This window comes from Glaciecola sp. HA4-3, assembly GCF_055693685.1.
The window spans coordinates 3463454-3486471 of the sequence record NZ_CM146340.1 but is presented as its reverse complement, the minus strand read 5'-3'; the positions used below and the strand labels follow the sequence as shown (position 1 = coordinate 3486471).

Sequence of the window (23018 nt, the reverse complement as noted above, 5' to 3'; positions counted from 1 at the left end):
TCGTGACTGAGCCAGACGCAATTGTATTAAATGGCTTAAAAAAGGTGCAATTATTTGCACATCAAAGGCAGCAAATATTGTCTATGCTATAAGTTGTGGGGTAGGAGGGAGATAAGATATGTATCGAAAGTTGCCGCTGAAGTTAAGGTCTTTTGTGACTCAATTGGTCATAGCGCGACTCATGCGAGCAGTCGACGAAAAAAGTGTAGCGGGTTTAATTGAAAAACTGACGAAGCTTTATCCAAACGACGAAATACTGAAGACGGAAGTTATCTCTCGATTCTGGTATCGAAAACGTAACGGACAACCATTGGCATGGAAAAATAAAATATTGCATATGTCGCAAGTTTTTGATGAAACACTATCTATCATCAACCATCCGACGTTTGAGATACTAGTCAGTACAAAAAAGGCATTATGGAAGGCGTACTTTATGGAAAAACGAGAATGCACTCCAGATATTTTTGCCTATCATGAATTATTGACAGTCGCACACTACGACCAAGATAAGGAGGCTTTAAAACTAGCGGCGTTTTCATTTTATAAACTACAACAACTCTCTCTTAAACCCAACCTCGACACGTTAAGATTATTGTTGCTGGCCAAAAGATGCAACTTGTCTCTTGAGGTAAGGCGGTATAACGGAATGTTAATTCGAAATAGTTTTGAAGCGATAAAGCGAGAAATAACAAGTATAAAACATGAAAAAGCAGTAGACCAATTGCTTACCAATTATCTGGAACGCTAAACAACTTGGCATCACGCGTTTATCAAATGACAAGCAGGATATCGCGGTATTATCACTGCCTGACAAGACACGTTTTGATAATTGAATCCATGCTGTTGGCATTAACAAGATAGTCGGCGATTTGGTTTAAAAGTACTACCTTTAGATAGTGTTAGATTTTTCACTTACGTTTTCATCGTGTTGTTTCATTAATCTCAATGACTTGTTTATCTGGCAAAACTTGTTGGAACAGTGGTCCCTGTTAATTGGAACCGAGTGTCACTCATATCGGAATATGCAGTTGCATATTACAGGCCCGATGGACCACAGTTCCATATAAGTTGGACCACGTTTCCAGTAAAAAGGACCAAAATACATAAAAATGTGACATCTACGTTTGCAAGGCATTTATTGCAATTTTACACTGACCCCTTTTCCGATCTTATGACCGCTAATTTGGCAAAACCTATGACAGCAAAAAGGTACGCTACGCTAGCCCAGTCGGCTTAACAAAAAATAACCAGCGGCGAATGCTGACCTCAACAGTTTTGCTAGTCAATTGTCATCAGCAGAGTTTGTCAAATACACCAGCGCCATCAAGTAGTGGGGCTGGATAAAAATGCAGTTCCCGCTGTTAACTCATGAATAGTTCTGCTGGTTAGAAAGAACTGGAGACTCAAAGCGGTAAGGCTGATAATAGACAAATACAAGTTTTGGCATCTAAAGACCATGAAGCCCGCTAGTACAGGCTTCATGGTCTTACGTTAGTTAACACTTCATTATTTCTACAGCATCTAAACATGAAACCACTTCGATAAGTTGGTCATAGCAACATATTACAAAATGCAAAGAGTCATCCAAAAAGCCGATATCACCTTTACCTAATTCAGAAAGCCATAAACTCTCATCAGTTTTATAAAAAGCACCAGTTTCGGGTAGTTGTTCCCATGTTTGTGAGTCACATTCTTCACTTGTGATCTTTACTGCTTGATATGCATTAAATTTCATAGACCAGTAACAATCAGACTCTTCATCAAAAAACTTAAAAGAGAGTGAATTACCTTCATATACAAGTTGACTCAGTTCAATTGCTCTTTTTGAAGATGCATTGATTGGTATAACCCATTGATTAAAGTTAATATTCATTCTCCTTACTCCAAAGATGAAGCATTTCTTCCTGCCCCTCTAATCCTAATTACATCACTTGGTTCAGCGCCTCTTAAGTGCCTATTCAATGTTCGTTCATGCATTTTACTACCTGTTCGATTAATCAAGTTGGTAGGTTTAATACCAGCCCTTCTTAATGCAGTCAGCGACCTATTATTAAGTGTCACACGCTCGCCATTTCTAACGATGTATTCTAACGGTAGCTGATCAGGACTTATTGTGCCATTTCTCAACCCCTCAGAAACCTCCCCAATAGTTTTCCCCTTAAATTCACCATTTGAGAACGTATTGCTTACATCACTTTGACCAAACTTAACTGCTTTATCCGCCACTCTGAGCTTTGAAATCAGTACCAGCCCTGCATTCTCTATCGCTCCTTCGTAATCCCCCTCTGAAGCAGCAATAATCCCATCGGTTGCCTCTTCAGCACCAACAAACGTAGATGCCACACCCATAATTGGGTTTGAATCACTGGCTTCACCCACTGCGCCTTTTATAATACTTTTCCAGTTATCAGCAATTGTACTACCTATAGCAGCCAGCGCTTCTGATGACGTAGCTCCGGGGTTATTATTGGCTATATCAGACTGACTACCAATATCTACTGTGTTTTCACCAATTGACACGCTTTCAGCCTGAAAGCTTTGACTTTCCGCGCCATTGTTAAAGTTAACAGTTACTTGCCCCTCTGCATTTACCGTTATACTTTCTACTTCACTGGCTTCAAACTCAAATGTTTCAGGTTCTTCAACTTCTTTTTCCGGCTCATACCCAGTTGGATCAGTCCCAGCAAGAGGATTATTCATTATATAGGAATAAGGGTTAATCCCTTGAGAACCGCCATGAATAAATGGATCTACGCTGAGAAACCGCCCAAGGTTATAATCATACACCCGTCCGTTCATATGAATCAACTCGGCTTCATCTAAGTGCTCATGGTCGGTGAAACCGCGTCTTAATGGATTGTTTATATCATTAAGATTATTGAGTATACGTGATGCCATGGCGTAGTAATTCATGGGCGCATTATTACCCATTCGTGGTTTACCAAATGGGTCGTATGTGCGGTAACCCAGCACATCACCATCTTGATTCGTATAACTTGTAGCACTGCCTAGTCGGTCTCGGTGAGTAAATCGAATGCTGGGTGTGCCATCGACTTCAGTTAACACGGCCACATCACCAATGTAGGTATGCTCGGTTGTTTTGTTGCCTACTTTTTCTACTTCAAAGCCTTTTCCTAAATAATAGGTCGTCGTCGTTTGACCTTGATGAGTACGTACTTGCTTAAAACGCATCCAGTCACTGCCATAGTTAAAATCGAGTGTAGCGCCATTTCGAGTAATGCGTTTAGGTTTATTGAATTAGACCTTGTGCTAAATCGACCTGTGCCTACTTCAGACTGATTAATTCAGATACACGCAATGCATGGTGATAAGCTAACATGATAATGGCGTGGTCACGATGACCGTAGCGACCTATGGACTTGGCGGCTTTTGCAATACGGTCAATCTCTGATGATGCGAGATATTCACGTTCACGAACCTGTTTGTATTTGGGTGGGTTTGGCAGAACTTTCAAGTTTTCGATGCTTGGGGTGGTGCGGTGATGATGCATTAACTGTACAACTTTACTCATATTGGCTCCAGTAACTTTCCCGATTATAGTCGAAAGTGGGAAAGATTTATACGGTGATGAAGATTGCTAGTAATGCTGAAGAAGGTGTGAAACTGTGATGATGGTTGGGGTAACCCAAGCGACTACCCCAAAACATTTACCAGTTCTTAACTTTTATTAATTTTTCACCATTATATTTGTGCAAAACAGGTGCTCCATTGCCATTATCATCCAACTCAATACTCTGAAAGAAAAATCCTTGTTTGGATTTGCTAAACGTTACCACTCCTTCATCAGATAAAACGCTGCCGACTAACTTCAAAACCAAGTAGTCATCAAGTTTAAAGACATCTGTCGAATGAGAGTTAGCACCAGACAGGTATGACAATATTAAAAGTTTTTCGCTATCAATTGTCACGGTTTCAATTTTTGAATTTATACCTTCTATCATTCTAAAGAAAACTGGTCGCCCTTTTGCTCTAGACTCATTGTCGAGCACTGACAGCATCATCATTTCAGCATTATCAACTTCATTGTCTGCACTATTAAAAAAGCATAATTTATGAACGTTAACTACCCGCTGCCCCCATTGGTAATCAAACTCGGTACTGGAATCCAATTTACACGGCCAATAGGGCAACTCTAGCTTATCGCTAGCCATAGATAGTTGAGCAAACACCGCTAGCACAACTGAAATTAATAATCTCATTTTTTACCTCCGAAATATTGCCCTAAGTTATATTGTTTCCATTTAGCCATTGCTTGATTCGGGAATTTGGGGTCTCGCCTAGCCCTGAGGTGTCGAGGAGGGCTGTTATATGCGTTAAACCAAGCATACGCCATACCTTTAACGTCGCTAACTTGAGGAAGCACTTTTAACTTGGAGCTTTGCCAGTAATGCACACGAGCCATAGCTGTTGCATATTCTTGATTTGTTCTCAAAGCTTGAATTCTATCAGCATGACTGGACTTATCAGTTAGGCCACCAATCTCATTAACAACATCTTTCAATGCGCTTTTTGAGGGCTTACTGAAGTAGTGTTCATATAAACTACCCAAAGTGCTCTTGCCATCTGCCGTCGCCTCCATCTGAAACAGGCCTTTACCCGGCCCTCCGCCGTCTTGGTCTCTCGCCCTAAAGTCAGATTCTTTTGCCGCCGTTAGTAATAGAAGTGCTTGTGCCTCTTCAGAGTCCATGCCGGGAGCTACAGCATCCAGCTTTTTGAGTACGCCTTGTATCATGGTTAAGGTTTCTTTTGGGGTAATTGAACCTCCACTGGTACTAGGCGCTGTATCAGCATGCTCACTTTCAGCACTAGTTTTTTCGTTTTTTTCTGGATTGCTTTCAATATCAGTGCCCTCAACGTTTGGCGTCTTTCCTGAAGCTGCTGTGCTCTTTGCGCCATTGCCACTGGGATTCAATCCTAGTAAATAATTTCCAGTTCCACCACCTATTGTAATCCCTGCTGCTTGCCAAAATAAGCAACCGTTGAAACCTTGCCCAGCATTTTTACTACACGCGGTAGACTTTTCGCTTCTGTAACCACTAGGATCAGTATAGCCCAATGGATTATTCATCACATATGAATACGGATTGATCCCTTGGCTGTTGCCCGGCTCTTGAATGAAGGGATCAACACTCATAAACCTACCTAAGTTATAATCATACACCCGACCGTTCATATGAACGAACGAGCCTAGGGCACATCCAAGTGTATATGGCGTTTTGGCCTAGAGAGCAGCGGTATTAAAGAGCATTCTTATTGCTTGAGTATTCCTTGTTGACAAAAATTTCCTAGGTGCATATTAACATCCACTTAGATCGCCCAATATCAGCGATCTTCATCATTTTAATACGCACTAGGAACATTTTTGGGCTTTGACATAGCTATGAAGCTCATGCAAACTTGACTATATTTTTCGCTAATTCTCGTTAAATAACCCTGACCCCGTTATTTCAAGTCCCCGCTGGTATCGTCAGGCACATTCGTGCTGCACCATTAGATCTAAATCAGACGGTTGTAAAGAACGGTCTAAAATGATCGGTTACGTTCTAACGACAGACACGACAAGTGCGTGGTGATCTACATCTACTAGTGATTCTATGCTAGTGAGCATAACTTTCAATGGCTAATTGTTTGCTTTTTTGTATTCAAATTCTTTTGTTTCAGATATTAAATTTATTTCAGACTGAAGATCGAGATACTTTGGTAACGTAGTATGAAAGCGAACCATGTATTTGTTCCCTGCCTCCAAAAAATACAAATTACTGAGTTCACATTTCGTCCTAATTACTTCCCCAGAGTCTAATGTTATATAATTTTTCTCAGAATAGAAATCAGCAATATCTTTGATTACATAGATATACGGAACATCTATTGTTTGAGTACCTACTAACTTCACATCAAAGTTTTGTTCATTAGAGAAGCCCTCGTGACATAAAACATAATTATGTATCTTCATAGGCGCTTTGCTGTTATTTTGTATTTTTAACTCAAGAGTCCCTACAGAATTAATTGAGTCAATAGATACTGTAACAATTGACTCTGCTGAGCAAACCATTTTTGTCCCCATAAAAACTAATAGCAAAGCATAAAAAAAACTACTATTCATATTAAAACTCCTTTACCAACATTCCAAATCCATGCGCATTATTCATATTCAGAAAGGGTGGCTTATCTATAGTGCCTTTGTCAAAAACATAATCAAAATGAGATGCTTCATGTGAGAGCGTGCCAATTCGGTCTTTGTTAGAGTTTCCAAAATAACTAGAATCGACAAATATTGACCGTGAACGAACGCTTGGAAATACAAACGCATCTAGATCAAAAGTATTAATTTCACTGACCAACTTGTCTGCAGTTTGTCGACGCAGCTTGAACTGCGAAGTTCCAATGTCTAACACGAAGCTTCTTATCGCTTTCTCAGAACGAGGCAAGAAAGTCGCTCGACGCAAAGCCGTTATTGAATAATTTAACCGTTTCTCCAATAGCGCAAGATCATTTTTATTATTAACGTCGACACCATAAATCGATAATGTTGTAATTTGCTGCGCAGTAAAACTATTGTTCTTCGTTGCGGTCAATAGCTTATCCATTTTTTCAACAGCTAAAATTCTATCAGATTCTAATTGTTTAATTTGTTGCCCGTTAAACTCTCCGTTCGGGAATAATGAATCCCCTCTATTGTTGTTTCCAGCGGAATTAGAGGTTTGATTTTTAGTAGTTTCTGATGAGCTACCAATATCAGTGGTGCTTACGTCCGTCACTGCACCACTTTTCCCAAACGTAAAAGTTGTACTACTGCCATTTGAATTAGTTTTTGTAGCAGAGTCTATCTTAATTAAGTCCCCACTTCCGTCACCAGCATCGACGTAATTATTTCCATCAGAATCTTTATAGACTTGGGAGTCGGCACTGACTTCAACTGTCTCTTTTTCAGGTGAGTAACCACTAGGATCGGTTCCAGCAAGAGAATTGTTCATGATGTAGGAATAGGGATTGACCCCTTGAGAACCGCCATGAATAAACGGATCAACACTCATAAACCTGCCAAGGTTGTAATCATACACCCGCCCGTTCATATGAATCAACTCGGCTTCAGCTAAATGCTCATGGTCGGTAAAACCGCGTCTTAGTGGATTGTTAATATCATTGAGGTTATTGAGTATGCGCGATGCCATTGCATAGTAATTCATAGGCGCATTATTGCCCATGCGCGGTTTACCAAATGGGTCGTATGTACGATAACCCAGCACATCACCATGTTGATTCGTATAACTAGTAGCACTGCCTAGCCGGTCTGGGTGAGTAAATCGAATATTTGGTGTGCCATCTACTTCTGTTAATACGGCCACATCACCAATGTAAGTATGCTCGGTTGTTTTGTTGCCTACTTTTTCAACGTCAAAACCCTTACCTAAATAACAATGTGCAATGGCGTTTCAACGAACCTGACCCCATGATTGCTCCTGCGAAAGCTATAAAAACCCTCTCGACCCAGATATACCTTCGTCAGCTTTGAGTGCTTTGAAATACATATCTGTAGCCAAGGATTGCGCCTGCTCATCCATAACAACGCCATCCGTATCGTAACGATGGATTTTAAATACATTCATCAAATAATCTTCATTAAGCAGTAACGGTTCCTCCTTCTTTGCATGAGGTTATTTATAGCTTCTTGTAGGCTAAATCTTGAATTCCCATATTATCCAATAAGACACCGGATTCCTCGAAACTCACATTTATGACCCGACCTTCAATCATGCGAACAATTATATAGTCGCCCTTCCCAGGCGAATCTTTATCGTCAACTTTAAAAACCAGCCTCGAAGACTGACCTGCGCAGGAAGGGCTCACGGCAATCAACGAGACCCCTTCCAATAGCTGATCGATGCTCGATATGTATTTCAATAACCTAGTTGTAATTTCCTCATCCGGTATACCTTGTTTTTTCATTTCTTGAGACAGATAACGCAGATTAAAATATTGTGCTGTATTCGCTTCAAGTTCAGTTATGCGACCAATATAGTCTTGGAATAAATTAACGTTAGGCTCGCAATCAGCATCTCCACCTCCGGCATTGACATTCAGTCCCCAAGTGGTGAGAAAACAAGCTAAAACTACTATCAACTTAATCATTAGCAACCCTCAAAATTTCTAGCCATGCATTGTTCAACGTAATTCGTTGATCCAGATCGGTATTGCTGACCTGCTTGACCAGCTCTTGTTTGCATTATGTAGTGAACTGGATCTATGTTGATTGAACCACTAAAGCTAGGGAAGTGCTTACCTACATCGTAACCCCAAAAACTATTCGAATAGTGGAGTTTCCAAGAAAGGGAGGTTGATGAAAAGTCACTCAATGTAAACTGAGCACCTTTAATATCAATACCTAAGGACGTGAGTTTTGCACCTAGACCGGAAAACTGACCCTCGCCTTTAACAAAGCCATACGTGCCAGAAATTTTTCCATCCTGATCAAATGAAACTGATGCTGCTCCAAGTTCCACACTAAGCTCAACGCCCCCCGAAGACAACTTACCCTTAATGTAGCCGTTTAACTCGACCTCAACTTCACCTTTCAAAAGGTCAGGTTTCACCTTTTGTGCATCTTCACTTGTTTGAGCCCCACTTCCAACAGCCGGCTGAGCTTTTCCAGTAGTCGACTCATTCTCATTTGAAGCTGCAATATTCTGCGGAGAGCCAAAATCAACCATATTACTAGTTGGTACTGTTTCACTTGCGGTTGAGCTTTGGCCATTCCCGATGTTATTTTTCGTACTGCCTTTGTCTGTGATACTTGCATTATGTGCGTCAATCTTTTCGTTTAACTTAGCAATTTTTTTAAGCCTTGTGCGCTCTTTGTGTTTGGCGACTCGAGAATAACCACTTGGGTCGGTATATCCTAAGAGGTTATTTAACACATAAGAATAAGGATTAATTGCCTTAGCTATTACCATGACCTACAATTAACGGGTCAACCGACATAAACCGTCCAAGGTTATAATCTTACACCCGCCCGTTCATATGTATGGAGCGTGTATACGACTAGAGGCTAAGCCACAACAAAACTGTTAAAGAAAAATGTAATAAATGGTAGATTACCAGAAGCTAGGTCATCAAAGGTAGTATTTTTAGCGTACTATTTAGTCTTGAAGTTTAAGATATTCAGCATATGCTTGAGCGTGGGCTAGCACGATTTCAGCATCTTCTTTAGTATCGAGCATATTGATTGGTAAGCCCTTGAGCGAAGGCAAGCCATCAACATTTGGTTTTCCAGATTCAAGCCATTGCCAACAACGGTTGCGTTTACCACCCGTAGTAGTCAAAAGAATTGATATGATTTCGTTTACTAGGTCAGGCTGCCCAAACCAACTAACAGGTTTAATAATTGGTTTGCGAAGCTTTTGACGAGCTGATTGGGAGATAGCTCTTGGCATCGCAGAATTTTGTAATTCTTCATCTTTTATATTGCTACGAAACCAATCAGCCTCAGCACGTAGCATTTCACTTGGTCTACGTACCGTTTCTTTGGTAGGCACCACAACTCCAATTTTAATATTGGTGGCTAATTTAATTTTCTTAAGTGCAGGCGCAATATCAGTATCATTTGTGACAAACACCAAATGTTCTAATGAACTATCGGTGAGTGCGTCATATAATGATTCAACAGCAATATTGACATCAGTTTGTTTTTCTTCAAGTTTCCATACGTTAACTCGCTCACAATACCGTGGCTCTTTGACAGGATTATCGTCATCTACTTTAAATGCAAGCATGTCAGACACAGAAAAATATCCTTGAATGATATCTAGCTTGCCGACTGGGTAAAGCGCTTGAAGTGCCCGAAGATAAGTAGATTGGTCTTGTACAGAATCATCGTCTTGTGCTGCTTTACCGCTTATTGACGCAGTAAAATAGCGGACATCTACATCGCCTTGATTGTAGGCTTCAGGAGTAGAGCTAGGAAGAATATGGTTTTCAAATAGCTTAACGATATCTAACCATTTGTAAGGCGTGTTTTTTAAACAACCGTAATAGAGGTTATAACCGTCAACATATATCCTTGTTTTCATTATTTTCTCCCTAAAATGAAAAAACCGACTTTCGCCGGCTTTTCCTCCCAATTTCAGGGAGCATAATGTCACGCGTGGAAAAAGGGTCAGTTGTTACGCGCAAGTATATTGCACAATAAAGGCTTTATCAAGCGCCTATGAGCGACTAGCTAACCATAGGCCACTAGTGTCCCGGCGGTTGTTCATTATCGTGGGCACGTGCCGCCGGATGAAATCTATTATATTCTTCAGACAACCTTTGAACCGCAACGTGCGTGTAGATTTGAGTCGTATTAATGCTCTTATGTCCCAACATTTTTTGCACTACACTTATTTCAGCACCATTATTCAGCATAGTAGTAGCAGTAGTGTGCCTGTGCAAATTACAAGCGCCACGCTTTGCTACGCCTGCTCTGCGCTTATGTTTCGATACCATTGCTGTGAGCTGTCGTCTTGTAAACTGCTGGCCGCTATTACACAGAAACAAAGCGTTACCAGAATTTAAGTGCATAAGCTTAGGTAAAGTAAGCCCGTGCTTGATTAGGTCGCGCAACTTATGTTCAATCGGCTCTGCCCATTCAGCCCATGATTGTGACTTATGACTAAGTGCCTGCTGACATTCTTTGGGTGAAAATAACACCCGTTTGTAGTCACAATTACCTTGTGTATTGGCCTCGTTATATCTATACGAAAGCCCAAGCATTGCTAAAACAGTGTTGCGATAACATTAATGATGGGCGATAAATAAACGCCAAACTAAAAACAATGTTGTTATGTGAAACCCAGTGCAGTGCTACCAAGTGGCATCAACTCTTTAGTATGAGTGCGCACAGGCGAGCATTAGCAATGAATAAACATTGTTCTATTTTATTTGGTGTTTTTTATCGAAGGGAGAGATAAGTGAATCAGCGCAACTGCCAGCGATGCGAATAACGTGACATCATTTGCACCAGCATGTAAAGATGTGATGTTTTTTGCAGATGTCTTTTAATCTCAATAAATACCGTTTTATAACAACAAAAGCGGGTTAACATGACATCAAACAAATACAGTATTAAGGATGGCAAATCACTGGCCTATCTCAGCATATCGGGCTTTTCATTTGATAAGTGCAATCAAAAAGCATTCTTAGGTCATGAGGTTGTAAGGGGTGTTGTTGATGCCGTAAAGCAACATGAGGGCATGGTAGGTCAGGCAGGTGATTACCTGACACAGGGCGACACACGATACCATTCCAATCGCCTTAGATGATATCCATGTGCTTATGGGATTGATATCACGTTACATCAATCACGATAACGTGTGCACGGCACTAGTAGGCTTCCCATTGGTAGGCCAGCGAAGGTAGGCCAGCGAATGACCTACCATTGTTTTATGGTGCGACATTCGCAGATGTTATATTTCACAGAGAATCACAGTATGTTTGGTTACCAAATGGTGCAAAGTAAATTGCAGGCCAAACTAAATCGCATTGCTTTTCATGTGTAAATTACATCGACCCGTTAATACTGATGCTTAATTGAATCAACTCAACAGACCGCAACATTCAACACTGCTCAACACGGTACACTACCAAAAGGTATCAAACCGTCCCGTAGCAAGCTCTGTGTAACGCACCGTGTGTTGAATGTTCTTATGCCCCATGTAATGTTGAATAGCACGGGTATCATGCTTGTCGTTCACCAGTTTAAACCCTGTTGAATGCCTTAGCATGTGTGGGTGTATAGGAAAGGGCAGTTGTGCTACTTCACCTGCCCGTTTTATCATCTTTCTAACGGTATCAGCCACCAATGGACCTTTACATTCGGTCATGAACACATATTGGGTATCGGGATAATCACGTTTGAGTTTACGTAATGCCCGAATGCTTTGACCACTTAATGGATGTACACTGGCAACACCATTTTTTAGTCGATTAACATGAATCAGACCTTGTGATAAATCAACTTGTGACCACTTCAGATTGATTAACTCAGATACACGCAATGCATGGTGATAACTCATCATCACCATTGTCATATCTCTGTGACCATGGCGACCGACATTCTTTGCAGCTTTGATGATGCGATTTACTTCATCGGGTAGAAGATATTCACGTTCACGAACTTGGTCATATTTGGGTGGGGTTGGAAGAACTTTCCGATTTTCGATGGTTGGGGTGGTACTTTGATGATGCTTGAACTCTACAACTTTACTCATTCCATTCTCCTAGACTTTCCCGATTATACTCCAAAATGGGAATGTTTTCAGCCGGATAATACTGCTAGTAATGATGAAGGTGTGATGATGGGTGACGCAGGATTCCACCGATCGGAGATCGGTGGGTGATAATTAAACGTTATTTGCTGATAGGCAACTCAACCTCAAATTCACAAGTAATGTCCTGTTTAGATGGGTAAAACTCTTTTAAAACTATGACTCCTTCCTTTAGGTAAAACTCACCACTATAGTCAGGTAAAGGACAATCTACTTTGCTTTTGTCATTATAAGTTTTTTGTATTGTATTTTTTATGATGCTTTTATTGTTGACTAGCTTTTCTAGTGGTACAAGTTCTCCAGAAATTAAGTCAAATGTGAAGCCACCAGAAAATTCGAATGGAGAAGCTAGTCCCGGGCAATATCCAGCAAGCATATAGGAAGCACTTAAGTAACTATCATTAACGAATGTATTTTCGATTGTAACGTCTGGCATGGAGCCGTCGTCACATGCGAAATCTTTAAAAAACGATGATAGTTGATTGTTAATTTTTTCGCTCACAACCTCACTATCCACATTAACTTGCGGTATCAAGTTTTCATCAACGTATATGTTGTCTGTGTTTTTTGCACAGGCTTGGGTTGCTAAAAGCAACCCAAAACTCATTAATAATCTAAGGTGTGCTGTATTTCTTATATGCATTACTAAGCCTCGTATCATACCTGTTTGCCTTAAAGGCTGGTCCATTATAGTTCCTAGCAAATCTCGCCCAATTGTGATTTTGAAGAGATTGACTTCTGATTGTTGAACGATTGACAAAGTTAACAAAGGCTTTGAGGTGGTATACCTCACTTGTCAGCATTGCTGACATGAATGCTTTAGGGGTTTTGTACCCAGCAGCCTTATGATTCAATCCAAGAATTTGGAATCTCCCCCAAGATGTGGCTTTTATCGCTGCGTCTGCATCAAGAGACATGGCGGTGGACAATCTCATGTATTCCCCAAGCCCTCTTTGTTCTGCCGAACCCTTACTATATAAGCTCTTATCCCATGTGGCTGAAGATATATCAGGATTCGATTTATCATACTTACCATTTGTTAGCTTGCTAAAAATATGGGCTTCGAAAAGAACTTTGGGGTCTCCAGAGGCGAGGAAGCCATTATTACCACTTTCAAGTTCCCCTACGGCAAGTATTGCAGCTTCATCCGTCCCAATTGCAGAGGCGGCATCGGTGAGGTCTTGTTGAGATAGTCCAGCAGCCCCCTTTGAAGAAGAAATTGTGTTAGCAGTCAACCCACTGGTACTATTTTCGTCTATAAAAAACGTTTTTGCCACCGGCATTGCAAAATGAGCTGTAACTGAGCCATCGGCATTGGTTCTCCCTAAAGTCAATTTCCCTCCTCTCTTTATTACCCTCGACTCAATATCCTGAATCTGTTCAGGCGTGCCAGTTTGTTGACTATGGATTACTCCATTATTACCAGATTTTCTGGGAACACTCCAACCGGAGGCCTCGCAACCACTTAACGAAAACTTGCAGGCTGAACGCCTATCAGTTGACTTTGCAGTATATCCACTCGGATCAGTGTACCCTAGTGGATTATTCATGACATAACTATAAGGGTTAATTCCTTGGCTGTTTCCGTCACCTTGAATAAACGGGTCTACAGACATAAACCGCCCAAGGTTATAGTCATACACCCGCCCGTTCATATGAATCAACTCGGCTTCATCTAAGTGCTCATGGTCGGTGAAACCGCGTCTTAATGGATTGTTTATATCATTAAGATTATTGAGTATACGTGATGCCATGGCATAGTAATTCATAGGCGCATTATTACCCATTCGTGGTTTACCAAATGGGTCGTATGTGCGGTAACCCAGCACATCACCATCTTGATTCGTATAACTTGTAGCACTGCCTAGTCGGTCTCGGTGAGTAAATCGAATGCTGGGTGTGCCATCGACTTCTGTTAACACGGCCACATCACCAATGTAGGTATGCTCGGTTGTTTTGTTGCCTACTTTTTCTACTTCAAAGCCTTTTCCTAAATAATAGGTCGTCGTCGTTTGACCTTGATGAGTACGTACTTGCTTAAAACGCATCCAGTCACTGCCATAGTAAAAATCGAGTGTAGCACCATTTTTGGTGATACGCTTGGGCTTATCAAGCGTATTGTAGGTCGTTTGTGTTTGATTATTGCGCTTGGTGAGGTTACCTCGTCCATCATATGCAAATGTCACGACACTGTTATTTTTTAATGTCACTTGATGCAAGCGGTTAGTGCCACTGGTATAGCGATAAGCATTATTATGGTTTTGTGAATAATCGGTCTTTTTAAGTAAGTTGCCCACGGCATCATATGCATAGTCAATGGTAAATGGATTTGTGCTGCTGGTTGGCAACGAATTCATACGAGAGGTTGAACGCGTTAAACGATGCAGTGAATCGTAGGTGAAGTTGTCAGTGGCAGCGACCGATGTAACATAGTTGCGCTGCTCTTTTAAATTACCATAGCTGTCATAGTCGGTATATGCTAGGTGATGCACAGTTTGTAGTGATTTTTTCACCTGTGAAGATAGCATTTGTCCTGTGAGCTGGCTGTATAAGTACGCACCTTGATTATTGGCATTGGCAATGTGACTATTTTGAATATTGCCAAAGGCATCTTGGGCTGTGACTTCACGATACACATACCCACTCGCAGCGTTGGTTTCAAACTGTAAATACCCTTGTGTGTTGTAAAAATAGCGCACGGTTAAATCATTAGGATAGGCCACTGCTTTAATTCTACCATAGTTAGCATCGTAGTGGGTTTCACCGCGGTACGTGACCCCATCAATGGTGGTCACCGATGCCACTGGGCGTGCTAAAATATCGTATTCATAACTGCGCGCAAAGCCTGGGCTTGTTTCACTACTAAGCATGCCCTTTTTCACTGTATCAAATACAAAGCTCGCGGTACCTTCTGGCGAATATCGCCTAGTGACCCGCCCAAGCGCGTCATAGTCATAGCGCATACTTACATTGTTAGCATCCATCTGTTTTTCTAGCTGACCAAAGGCGTTGTATGAAAACAACGTGGTACCTTGATTGGGGTCATCAACAAAGGTCTTGCGGCCCAAATCATCATAAGAAGCCACAATACTATTACCGTTGGCATCTGTTATCACCACAGGGTTGCCCATACCGTCATAGGCGTATTGGGTTTTGCCGCCAATGTCATCGATGGTTTCCATTAACAATTTACGCGAGTCATACGTGCGCGTCATGACCATGTTCGGCCCATCAGGTGCAGTGGTAGTCACGGTAGTGGTAAAACTATCGTAGGTATAAGTAACATTCAATGCTTCGTTATTATAAGTAGATAAGGCTTGCTTTTGAGCCGGTCTAGACAGAATATCGTAGCCATAATAACGAGTGTAATAGGGGTTGCCACTATAATACGGCGCAGATTCATGGGTGATGCGTCCTAGATTGTCATACAGTGTATCGACTTTGATATAACTGCCATCAAAACCTTGTGTCATACCTCTTAGCGGTTTGCCGTTATTGGCCATATACTGATGTGCAGTAGGTGTACCTGCTTGATATTGGCTTACCTTGCTCACCACGACACCAGTAGGCGCAAGGCTATCTGGCGTGCGATACCTAGTGTATTGAATAGGAGCGCCCCACGGTTTTGTCTCAATTACCCGGCCCCAGCTATCATACTTGGTATCAAGTGCCACACTATTGGCATCGATGATGCGTTTAGTTAAGCCGCGAGCAGGGTAGTATTTTGTGTATGAAACGTGATCTAAACTGCCATTTTCAACGGTGGTGCGATAAGGGAAGTAACCATCACTGGCACTACTGGTTCCGTTTTTGGTATAGCTGATGCGCTGCTCTTTTATTTGCAAGGCGGTAGTGTCACCGCTGCCTAAGGTCACACGCCCCTTATTAACAAGTTTTGTGGGCAGGCCATAGGTGTTATATGTGGCAGTGGTCACAGTACAATCATCACTAGATGAGGTGTTACACTGACTGGCACTTAAAATAGAGTTGCCAGCACCTTTGAGCGTTTCTTTTGGCTTACGATGAGTAAGATCCCAAATCGTCGTGGCTGAAAATTGCGTATGCGCTAATGCTACATTGTTAGGGATACTAACCGGCGCTGAATCTGGGATGTATGTGGTGCTTTGAGTTGATGAGGTTTGTTTATGCGGCCAAGCAACACTTGGGCTATAATTTGCGGTTGTTTTCTTTCTTAATTCACCAAATTTATCTTTCACTGTGGTGAGTGACTCGGTGATGTTCCCGAATGCGTCAATGTTAGTCGGGTTGACTGTTGTTTGCTGGGTTGTCATTAACGCCAAAGAATTGATGTCATAACGTTTAGTAACGCTATCAATGTTAAATACTTTCACTGTATTGGGATAGGTACTATTTGTGATGTCGTCATAGACATTATCAACTGTCATAAAGGGCGCATTGCTATTTATGGCATATACTTTTTGGCTTTCAATTAAACTGGTATAAGGGAATTTTTGCTTGTATTGGGTGTCTGTTCGCGTGCCTAAGGCCTCATTAATCTCTGATATACGATAAAAGCCTCTAAACCCACGACCTTGCGTGTTATACATCGCACCTTCATATTCGTAACGCATGACGTTAAATGAACCGTTAATGTTTTTAGTGCGCTTTTGTGCCACAACGTACATACTTGAGGCAAAATGAAAATGGTTATTATCAACTACATCATCGTGATTCACCTCATACAGATTAGCTTGTTGACCGCTACTGAGTGGCAAATAAGTAAATTGGGTAACATTTCCAACGCCATTGTCGACTTGTGTAACTAAATCTGTTGGATGGTAATCATCAACAGAAGGTGAGGCAATCGAAGTGCTGCCATAATTGCGATTCACATAGACTCTGTTATCAGCTTTGCCCACTAACGGACCCCATGCCGGTGTATTTGTTCGATAATTGCCAGCATCGCCATAGTAATCGAATACCAAGTCACTTAAACCTTTACCAAAGGCATCGACAACCGCACTTTCCACATTCCCAATTAATGATGTATTACTCACCGCAATGCGATAGGTGTTATCGGTTTGTTTAACAAACTTTAACTGTTTAAATTGGTAAATGCTTTTATCGTCAATCTCTTGTGCATTAAACATTTGTCCAGCTTGCGGCAAGGGTGTGTCATAAATATCGTCCCCACACAACCATTGACTGCCATTTGATATATTCACTCGCGCGCAACCCGTTACTTGTCTTGCGTCAGGAATAAGTAGTTCAGTTTGACCATCGTGATCCATATCAATTTGTTTTATCCCAACGCTGTAACGCGGCGCTGTTATAAATTCTTGTTCGGGCCCATTTTGGACACCAACTTGACGTGAAGGTAATGTATAATTAAGCGGAAAATGTGGGGTAAAGGTGCCATTGCCTTTGTTTAACTTGCCATACAAACGCATGTTTTGGCCTGATATAAGTCCGATCCAATCACTCAAACCATCGCCATTAATATCTACCAACATGTCAAAGTTGTCAGTTAAACTTGTGGTAGAAGGCGCAGGCACCGAAAAAGGGACTGTTGTTAGGCTGAAATGCTGCCCTGATGACTGATTGGTTAGCAATAACTTAGTGATGCGTGCATTACGACTTAAACGATTTGTCGACGAAATTGCAAAGTCAGGCAGACCATCACCATTTAAGTCTCCCGCATATTGAATGGACTCTCGGCTTTGTAGAGACGTTAGTAGCGTTTTACTTGGGTAGGGCGCGCTTCGATTGCCAGAATGCTTGTAAATATAAAAATTTCCTCGCGTGCTGACATTCCTGGTGTAGTAGCTAGTTATCTCGGTGGCTTCATGCACAATTAAGTCGGGCCAACCATTACCCGAATAATCAGCGATACTAGTTACTGATTTTGAGGCCGCGGCGTGAGCATATATCTGATTTGATAATGCAACGTTGGTGGTGACAACATCGGTCCAATTATTGGGTTGACCATCGCGCGAATAGCCAATTTCCATTTTACCATTGCGGACACGCCAAACATCTGTAAGGCCGTCTTTGTCAAAATCTGGGCTGTGGCAAATCGTGCTTTTGGTGACAAAACTATTAGTACAAGGGTTTTGCGCATAATTATTAGCGCCCTTGTTATCGCCTTCGGCATTAACAAAAAATGTAGGCCAGTCACGAACACCATCACCGTTCATGTCGCCCCGGGGTAAAGTCGTTTGACTTATTCCCGGAGCTAGCGTTTGCCCGTTATTTGTTTCAAGCGCTTCGACTTGGTAGTGAATATCATCATCTGACCAATCAAATGTAGTCAGCGCTTGACATACCGCACCAAACTCATAAGCGCACTTTTGAATACCTGTTAACAAACTTCGCGCACTTGCGTTACTGCTTTGGTATTGCAAATCATAACGATAGATACGAGTTGAACCATAAATAATATCAATATAGTTCACGCGTTTAGTTGATTTACTCATCGCGCCTACCATATAGCTGACACTATCGTCGGTACGTGTTTCATACACAATGTTAACGCGCCTATCACCACGTGATGTGCGCGTACCTGTGTAGTAAATGTTACTTAGCAAGCGCTGACCATCACCATAATTGCTGTACACATACTCCATGGTGTTATTACCACTGACATCCGTTTGTTTATCCACAAGCCATGTGAGGGTTTTTGCATTACCACTTAATACCACTTTGCTTTGCGTATTTTGTCCATAATACGTGACGCCACCACTGGGCGATACGACCTTAAAATATGCTTTGCTTTGGTCAATGTTACCGCCTAGCTGATAGACAACGGTGTTATCGTTTATCTCAAATCGGTATTGAGCGCCTGAATAACCGTAGGTACCCGAGGCGCGCATTAAACGCTGACCATTTAAACATAATTTGTCGGTACTTTTGTTTAAACTCACACTTTTGAAAAAGCCATCTTGCGCAAGGGTTGCGCCGCATCGCGATATCGAGCCGCCAGCATTCACACTAAAGCCTACACCGGCGTTACCATTGCCAGCCCGGCTGCTATAACTGATGGATACCGATGGTTGCATACCATTTCGGCCCGGCAATACATCAAGTGGCAGGTTGTAATTTGCGCCACCGCCTGACACATCCGCATTGCCCATTAAGCCCCCTTGAAAATTGGAGCTTGGCACAGTGGGCGTAATTAGCCCTTGATCGAGCACAACTCCATTTTTTTGATGATAATTCGTGCCACCTGTGCGCGTGGGGGCTGAAGCGGCTGATGTTGCACTTGGTTCAGCAACAGGCTCGCCAGGACTTGGCCCTGTGGGTGGCGGTGCTACATCGGGTGAAACAAAAATAGTTTTGGCGACGCCATAAACACAAGATGAGCCGCCAGATGGGAATCTCATACTTCGCGCGGCAAAAGGCGCAGGGCCTCCGCCGCCACCACCATTATTGCATGATGCAAGACGAAAGGTATACGACCCCATCGGTCTTGTGATGGTAATGGGGCTACCAAGTGTGCTTTGGAGCAAAGGTGTAAAACCGAAGCCCGTTTGTTCTTCTAAAATTAAATTAGGTGCGGTTTCTGTCCACGATATAGTGAAGGTGCCATCAGCATCAGTTGCTGGCACATTCAAGGTACTACCAAAAATAGCCGCGTTGGCAGTATTTGTAGTAAAAATAATAAAAAAAGAAAGTACCGATGCGCTGAGTAAGCCACTAAGCGAGTTTGCACGCGTATACGTGTTAGAAAACATGTCCATTGCCTGTATATTTAATCCATTAATATACAAACAAAAGTACAGGCTGTTTGTTGTTATGTCAACATTCTAAGTGTAATTTATTGTTTTAGCTCAAATACTTAATTAAGTAAGCCGCTGAACGATTGTTTTACTATATCTTGTCAGTTAAACATTTTATCTACACTAATAATCCATCTCTAAATGCCAAAGCAGGTTCGCTTTTTGGGTTTTTTTCAGTACATCTTTATATTCTAGTAATTCTTCGATAAGAGAGGAGCTTAGAAAGTCAGGCGCCTTGTTTTGAAGGGCACTAACAAGCATATCGACCCATTCAATACCAAGGCGTGGATCAAACCAAACATCGTCTTGCTCTGGTGCATCACTAGCGTTGTCGTCATTTTCTATCGGGTCTTTTTCATCAATTAAGGTATCAGACACTTCGCTATTTTCAGCAAAGGTAGCATCATAGTCTTGTTCATCCATTAATGGCTCATCAATATAACTATGCTGTTCATCTAGAAACTCTGAAAAGTCTTGATACAAGTAAAAATCAAGCGACTTGATATTGTTGGCAAGACAAAAGGCATTTAGTTTTTCACTAAGCCTAGCAATGTGTTTGCCACTGACATAGGTATCAAAATCAACATCATCGTTTACAATAATAAAATAGGCTGCGCTCATAATTATTGCCCTTTTAGCTTATTCGATTGACTACTTAGGCCGTTTGTTATCAAACACACTGCCTAATGACGCATATTGATTTGCCCCTAGTCGAGCTAGTGGATTAATGGCTAATGCATCAATCATCAAACGTCCTTTTTCATCATGCTTGCACGCCTTATCATTAAGGTAAACCTCAAGCACTTCGACAAACACAAGTCGTTGTGGAGCATTTCCAATTTCTTGGGTGCAGTGTACTTTACAATAGTAGGCAATATCGCAATTTGCCAACCTAGGAAGCAACCAATGTGCATGTCTAGTTGTTGTTAATCGAGTTAACTCAAGCTCACTTACACCATAATCAAGTGTTGCAGCGCTTGCCGTTACCTCTTTTGCTTGCTCAGCACTTGCAATGTGTATCACACAATGTGCGCCTTCAGATAAATTGCTCGCGGTGTCTTTAATATCGCCACTTGGTTTTTTGCCCATCGACAACATGCATAAAGGTGGATCACTAGCCACCGCATTAAAGTACGAAAACGGCGCTAAGTTTAGCGTGTCATTTGTATTAGCTGAGAGCACCCATGCAATAGGCCTTGGAATGACCGTTTGGGTCATCAAATGATAGACTTGCGTACTTGATAAAGATGCTAAATCAACATTCACTTTGTATTACCTACGTATTCGTCGTATGTCCCTTGAAAATAATGTAATTTCTTGTCTTTAATCTCAATAATAGAGGTTGCCAAGGTAGAAACAAACTCTCTATCGTGACTTACAAATACCAAGGTGCCGTCAAAATTCAATAAGGCCTTATTGAGCGCTTCAATGGCTTCCATATCCATGTGGTTAGTTGGCTCATCCATGATGATAACGTTGATTTCTTGCATCATGAGTTTACCAAACATCAAGCGGTTTTTTTCACCACCTGAACAAACTCTTACGTCTTTGACGATATCATCTGCGCTAAATAACAAACGCCCCAATATCGCACGTACCGCTAAATCGTCATGTTTTGGTGTGCGCCATTGTGACATCCAATCAAACAGATTCATTTCAACTGCAAAATCATTACTGACATCTTGTGCTAAGTAACCAATGGCGGCATTTTCAGACCACTTTAGGGTGCCAGCATTTGCTTTAAGCTCGCCCACCAAACATTTCATAAACGTGGTTTTACCTGCACCGTTTTCACCAATAACGGCCAGTCGGGTACCGGCTTCAACTAAAATATCGCCACCTTTGAACAAGCTACCTTCATCAAAGCCATGTTCTAAATTGTGCATCTCTAGTGCTAAGCGATGCAGTTTTTTGTGTTGCTTGTAGGTGATGTACGGTGATTGGCGAGAAGAAGAAATAACTTCGGTCAACTCAATTTTCTCAAGCCTTTTGGCACGTGAAGTAGCTTGTTTCGCTTTAGAAGCATTTGCAGAAAACCGCGCAACAAAGCCTTGTAGCTCTTCAATTTCAGTTTGTTTTTTGGCATTTTCAATGTGAATTTGCTCTTGCGCCATGGCAGCAGCCGTACTAAATGCTTCATAGTTACCCGGATAAATACGCAGCTCCCCATAGTCGATATCAGCCATGTGAGTGCACACTGCATTTAAGAAATGGCGGTCGTGCGAAATAATCACCATCGTGCATTTGCGTTGATTAAGCACATCTTCAAGCCATTTAATTGTATAAATATCAAGGTTGTTGGTAGGCTCATCAAGCAACAAAATATCCGGTTGTGAAAACAATGCTTGAGCAATCAGCACTCGTAGTTTTTTCCCCGGTGCGATTTGTGACATCAAACCATAGTGATAGCTTTCATCAATACCTGCTTCAAGTAGTAATTCTATTGCCCGCGTCTCAGCGGTATACCCATCTAATTCTGCATACTGTGATTCTAAATCAGCAACCTTCATACCGTCTTCTTCTGACATCTCTGGTAAGCTATATATACGGTCACGCTCCTGCTTTACTTCCCATAGCTTTTCATCACCCATAATCACAGCGTCAACAACCGAATAGGCTTCAAACGCAAATTGGTCTTGGTTTAATATACCAATACGCTCGTCAGGCGTGAGCGACACATTGCCTGAAGTTGGCACTAGTTCGCCACTCATGATTTTCATAAATGTTGATTTGCCACAGCCATTGGCGCCAATTAATCCGTAGCGATTTCCGTTACCAAACTTAGCTGATATGTTTTCAAAAAGAGGCTTAGCACCAAACTGCATGGTGATATTTGCGGTTGTAATCAAAATCGATGACCTGTATCAGATAGAGCAAAAAAAGGACGCGCACTATACGCCAAAATGGACGAATAATAAACAAAGACATACTCGTTTTATTTCATTGCTTGCATTGA

The 23018-nt window shown here is 41.6% G+C and carries 19 protein-coding genes and 1 pseudogene; 2 read left to right on the top strand and 18 right to left on the bottom strand.

The window, feature by feature from the left end:
- Positions 1–154: 154 nt before the first annotated feature.
- Positions 155–748: a hypothetical protein gene (locus ACZ1G6_RS16630; protein ID WP_472617309.1), complete on the top strand. Its 594-nt coding sequence runs from the start codon at positions 155–157 to the stop codon at positions 746–748.
- Between the two features lie 747 nt (positions 749–1495).
- Here the strand turns inward: ACZ1G6_RS16630 and ACZ1G6_RS16625 are convergent.
- The 12 genes and pseudogenes from ACZ1G6_RS16625 to ACZ1G6_RS16570 form a co-directional block, all read right to left on the bottom strand.
- Positions 1496–1873, bottom strand: a complete 378-nt coding sequence (locus ACZ1G6_RS16625; protein ID WP_472617308.1) for a hypothetical protein — start codon at positions 1871–1873, stop codon at positions 1496–1498.
- Positions 1874–1878: 5 nt separating this feature from the next.
- Positions 1879–3192, bottom strand: coding sequence for an RHS repeat domain-containing protein (locus ACZ1G6_RS16620; RefSeq protein ID WP_472617307.1), 1314 nt, complete (start codon positions 3190–3192; stop codon positions 1879–1881).
- Positions 3193–3286: 94 nt separating this feature from the next.
- Positions 3287–3532, bottom strand: a complete 246-nt coding sequence (locus tag ACZ1G6_RS16615; protein WP_472617306.1) for a hypothetical protein — start codon at positions 3530–3532, stop codon at positions 3287–3289.
- Positions 3533–3668: 136 nt separating this feature from the next.
- Complete coding sequence (locus ACZ1G6_RS16610) at positions 3669–4220, bottom strand: hypothetical protein (RefSeq protein WP_472617305.1); 552 nt, start codon at positions 4218–4220, stop codon at positions 3669–3671.
- A gap of 821 nt (positions 4221–5041) precedes the next feature.
- A pseudogene (locus ACZ1G6_RS16605) lies at positions 5042–5200 on the bottom strand (RHS repeat-associated core domain-containing protein); the annotation flags it as partial.
- A gap of 441 nt (positions 5201–5641) precedes the next feature.
- On the bottom strand, positions 5642–6124 hold the full coding sequence (locus ACZ1G6_RS16600; protein ID WP_472617304.1) for a hypothetical protein: 483 nt from the start codon (positions 6122–6124) through the stop codon (positions 5642–5644).
- Between the two features lies 1 nt (position 6125).
- Positions 6126–7367, bottom strand: a complete 1242-nt coding sequence (locus ACZ1G6_RS16595; RefSeq protein ID WP_472617303.1) for an RHS repeat domain-containing protein — start codon at positions 7365–7367, stop codon at positions 6126–6128.
- Between the two features lie 123 nt (positions 7368–7490).
- Entirely contained in the window at positions 7491–7631 is a 141-nt protein-coding gene (locus ACZ1G6_RS16590; RefSeq protein ID WP_472617302.1) for a hypothetical protein, read from the bottom strand.
- A gap of 49 nt (positions 7632–7680) precedes the next feature.
- Complete coding sequence (locus ACZ1G6_RS16585) at positions 7681–8151, bottom strand: hypothetical protein (protein WP_472617301.1); 471 nt, start codon at positions 8149–8151, stop codon at positions 7681–7683.
- On the bottom strand, positions 8151–8972 hold the full coding sequence (locus ACZ1G6_RS16580) for a hypothetical protein (RefSeq protein WP_472617300.1): 822 nt from the start codon (positions 8970–8972) through the stop codon (positions 8151–8153). Before ACZ1G6_RS16580 ends, ACZ1G6_RS16585 begins: the two co-directional genes overlap by 1 nt.
- A gap of 186 nt (positions 8973–9158) precedes the next feature.
- A complete protein-coding gene (locus ACZ1G6_RS16575; RefSeq protein ID WP_472617299.1) occupies positions 9159–10088 on the bottom strand; it encodes an NYN domain-containing protein in 930 nt (309 codons plus the stop codon).
- Positions 10089–10251: 163 nt separating this feature from the next.
- Positions 10252–10770 carry a tyrosine-type recombinase/integrase gene (locus ACZ1G6_RS16570; RefSeq protein WP_472617298.1) on the bottom strand — a complete coding sequence of 173 codons (519 nt, stop codon included), beginning with the start codon at positions 10768–10770 and terminating at the stop codon, positions 10252–10254.
- Positions 10771–11099: 329 nt separating this feature from the next.
- Here ACZ1G6_RS16570 and ACZ1G6_RS16565 point away from each other — a divergent pair, with 329 nt between their 5' ends.
- On the top strand, positions 11100–11318 hold the full coding sequence (locus ACZ1G6_RS16565) for a hypothetical protein (RefSeq protein WP_472617297.1): 219 nt from the start codon (positions 11100–11102) through the stop codon (positions 11316–11318).
- 318 nt (positions 11319–11636) lie between these two features.
- Here the strand turns inward: ACZ1G6_RS16565 and ACZ1G6_RS16560 are convergent, their stop codons facing one another.
- The 6 genes from ACZ1G6_RS16560 to ACZ1G6_RS16535 all read right to left on the bottom strand — a co-directional run bounded on the left by ACZ1G6_RS16560 (position 11637) and on the right by ACZ1G6_RS16535 (position 22911).
- Positions 11637–12266 carry a tyrosine-type recombinase/integrase gene (locus ACZ1G6_RS16560; RefSeq protein WP_472617296.1) on the bottom strand — a complete coding sequence of 210 codons (630 nt, stop codon included), beginning with the start codon at positions 12264–12266 and terminating at the stop codon, positions 11637–11639.
- Positions 12267–12405: 139 nt separating this feature from the next.
- Positions 12406–12966, bottom strand: coding sequence for a hypothetical protein (locus tag ACZ1G6_RS16555; protein WP_472617295.1), 561 nt, complete (start codon positions 12964–12966; stop codon positions 12406–12408).
- The gene (locus ACZ1G6_RS16550) at positions 12938–20017 is read right to left on the bottom strand and encodes an N-acetylmuramidase domain-containing protein (RefSeq protein WP_472617294.1); all 7080 of its coding nucleotides are present in this window, start codon (positions 20015–20017) and stop codon (positions 12938–12940) included. The genes ACZ1G6_RS16555 and ACZ1G6_RS16550 overlap by 29 nt, the downstream gene beginning before the upstream one ends.
- A gap of 168 nt (positions 20018–20185) precedes the next feature.
- Complete coding sequence (locus ACZ1G6_RS16545) at positions 20186–20683, bottom strand: hypothetical protein (protein WP_472617293.1); 498 nt, start codon at positions 20681–20683, stop codon at positions 20186–20188.
- 30 nt (positions 20684–20713) lie between these two features.
- On the bottom strand, positions 20714–21328 hold the full coding sequence (locus ACZ1G6_RS16540) for a flavin reductase family protein (RefSeq protein ID WP_472617292.1): 615 nt from the start codon (positions 21326–21328) through the stop codon (positions 20714–20716).
- The gene (locus ACZ1G6_RS16535) at positions 21325–22911 is read right to left on the bottom strand and encodes an ABC-F family ATPase (protein WP_472617291.1); all 1587 of its coding nucleotides are present in this window, start codon (positions 22909–22911) and stop codon (positions 21325–21327) included. The genes ACZ1G6_RS16540 and ACZ1G6_RS16535 overlap by 4 nt, the downstream gene beginning before the upstream one ends.
- Positions 22912–23018 lie beyond the last annotated feature (107 nt).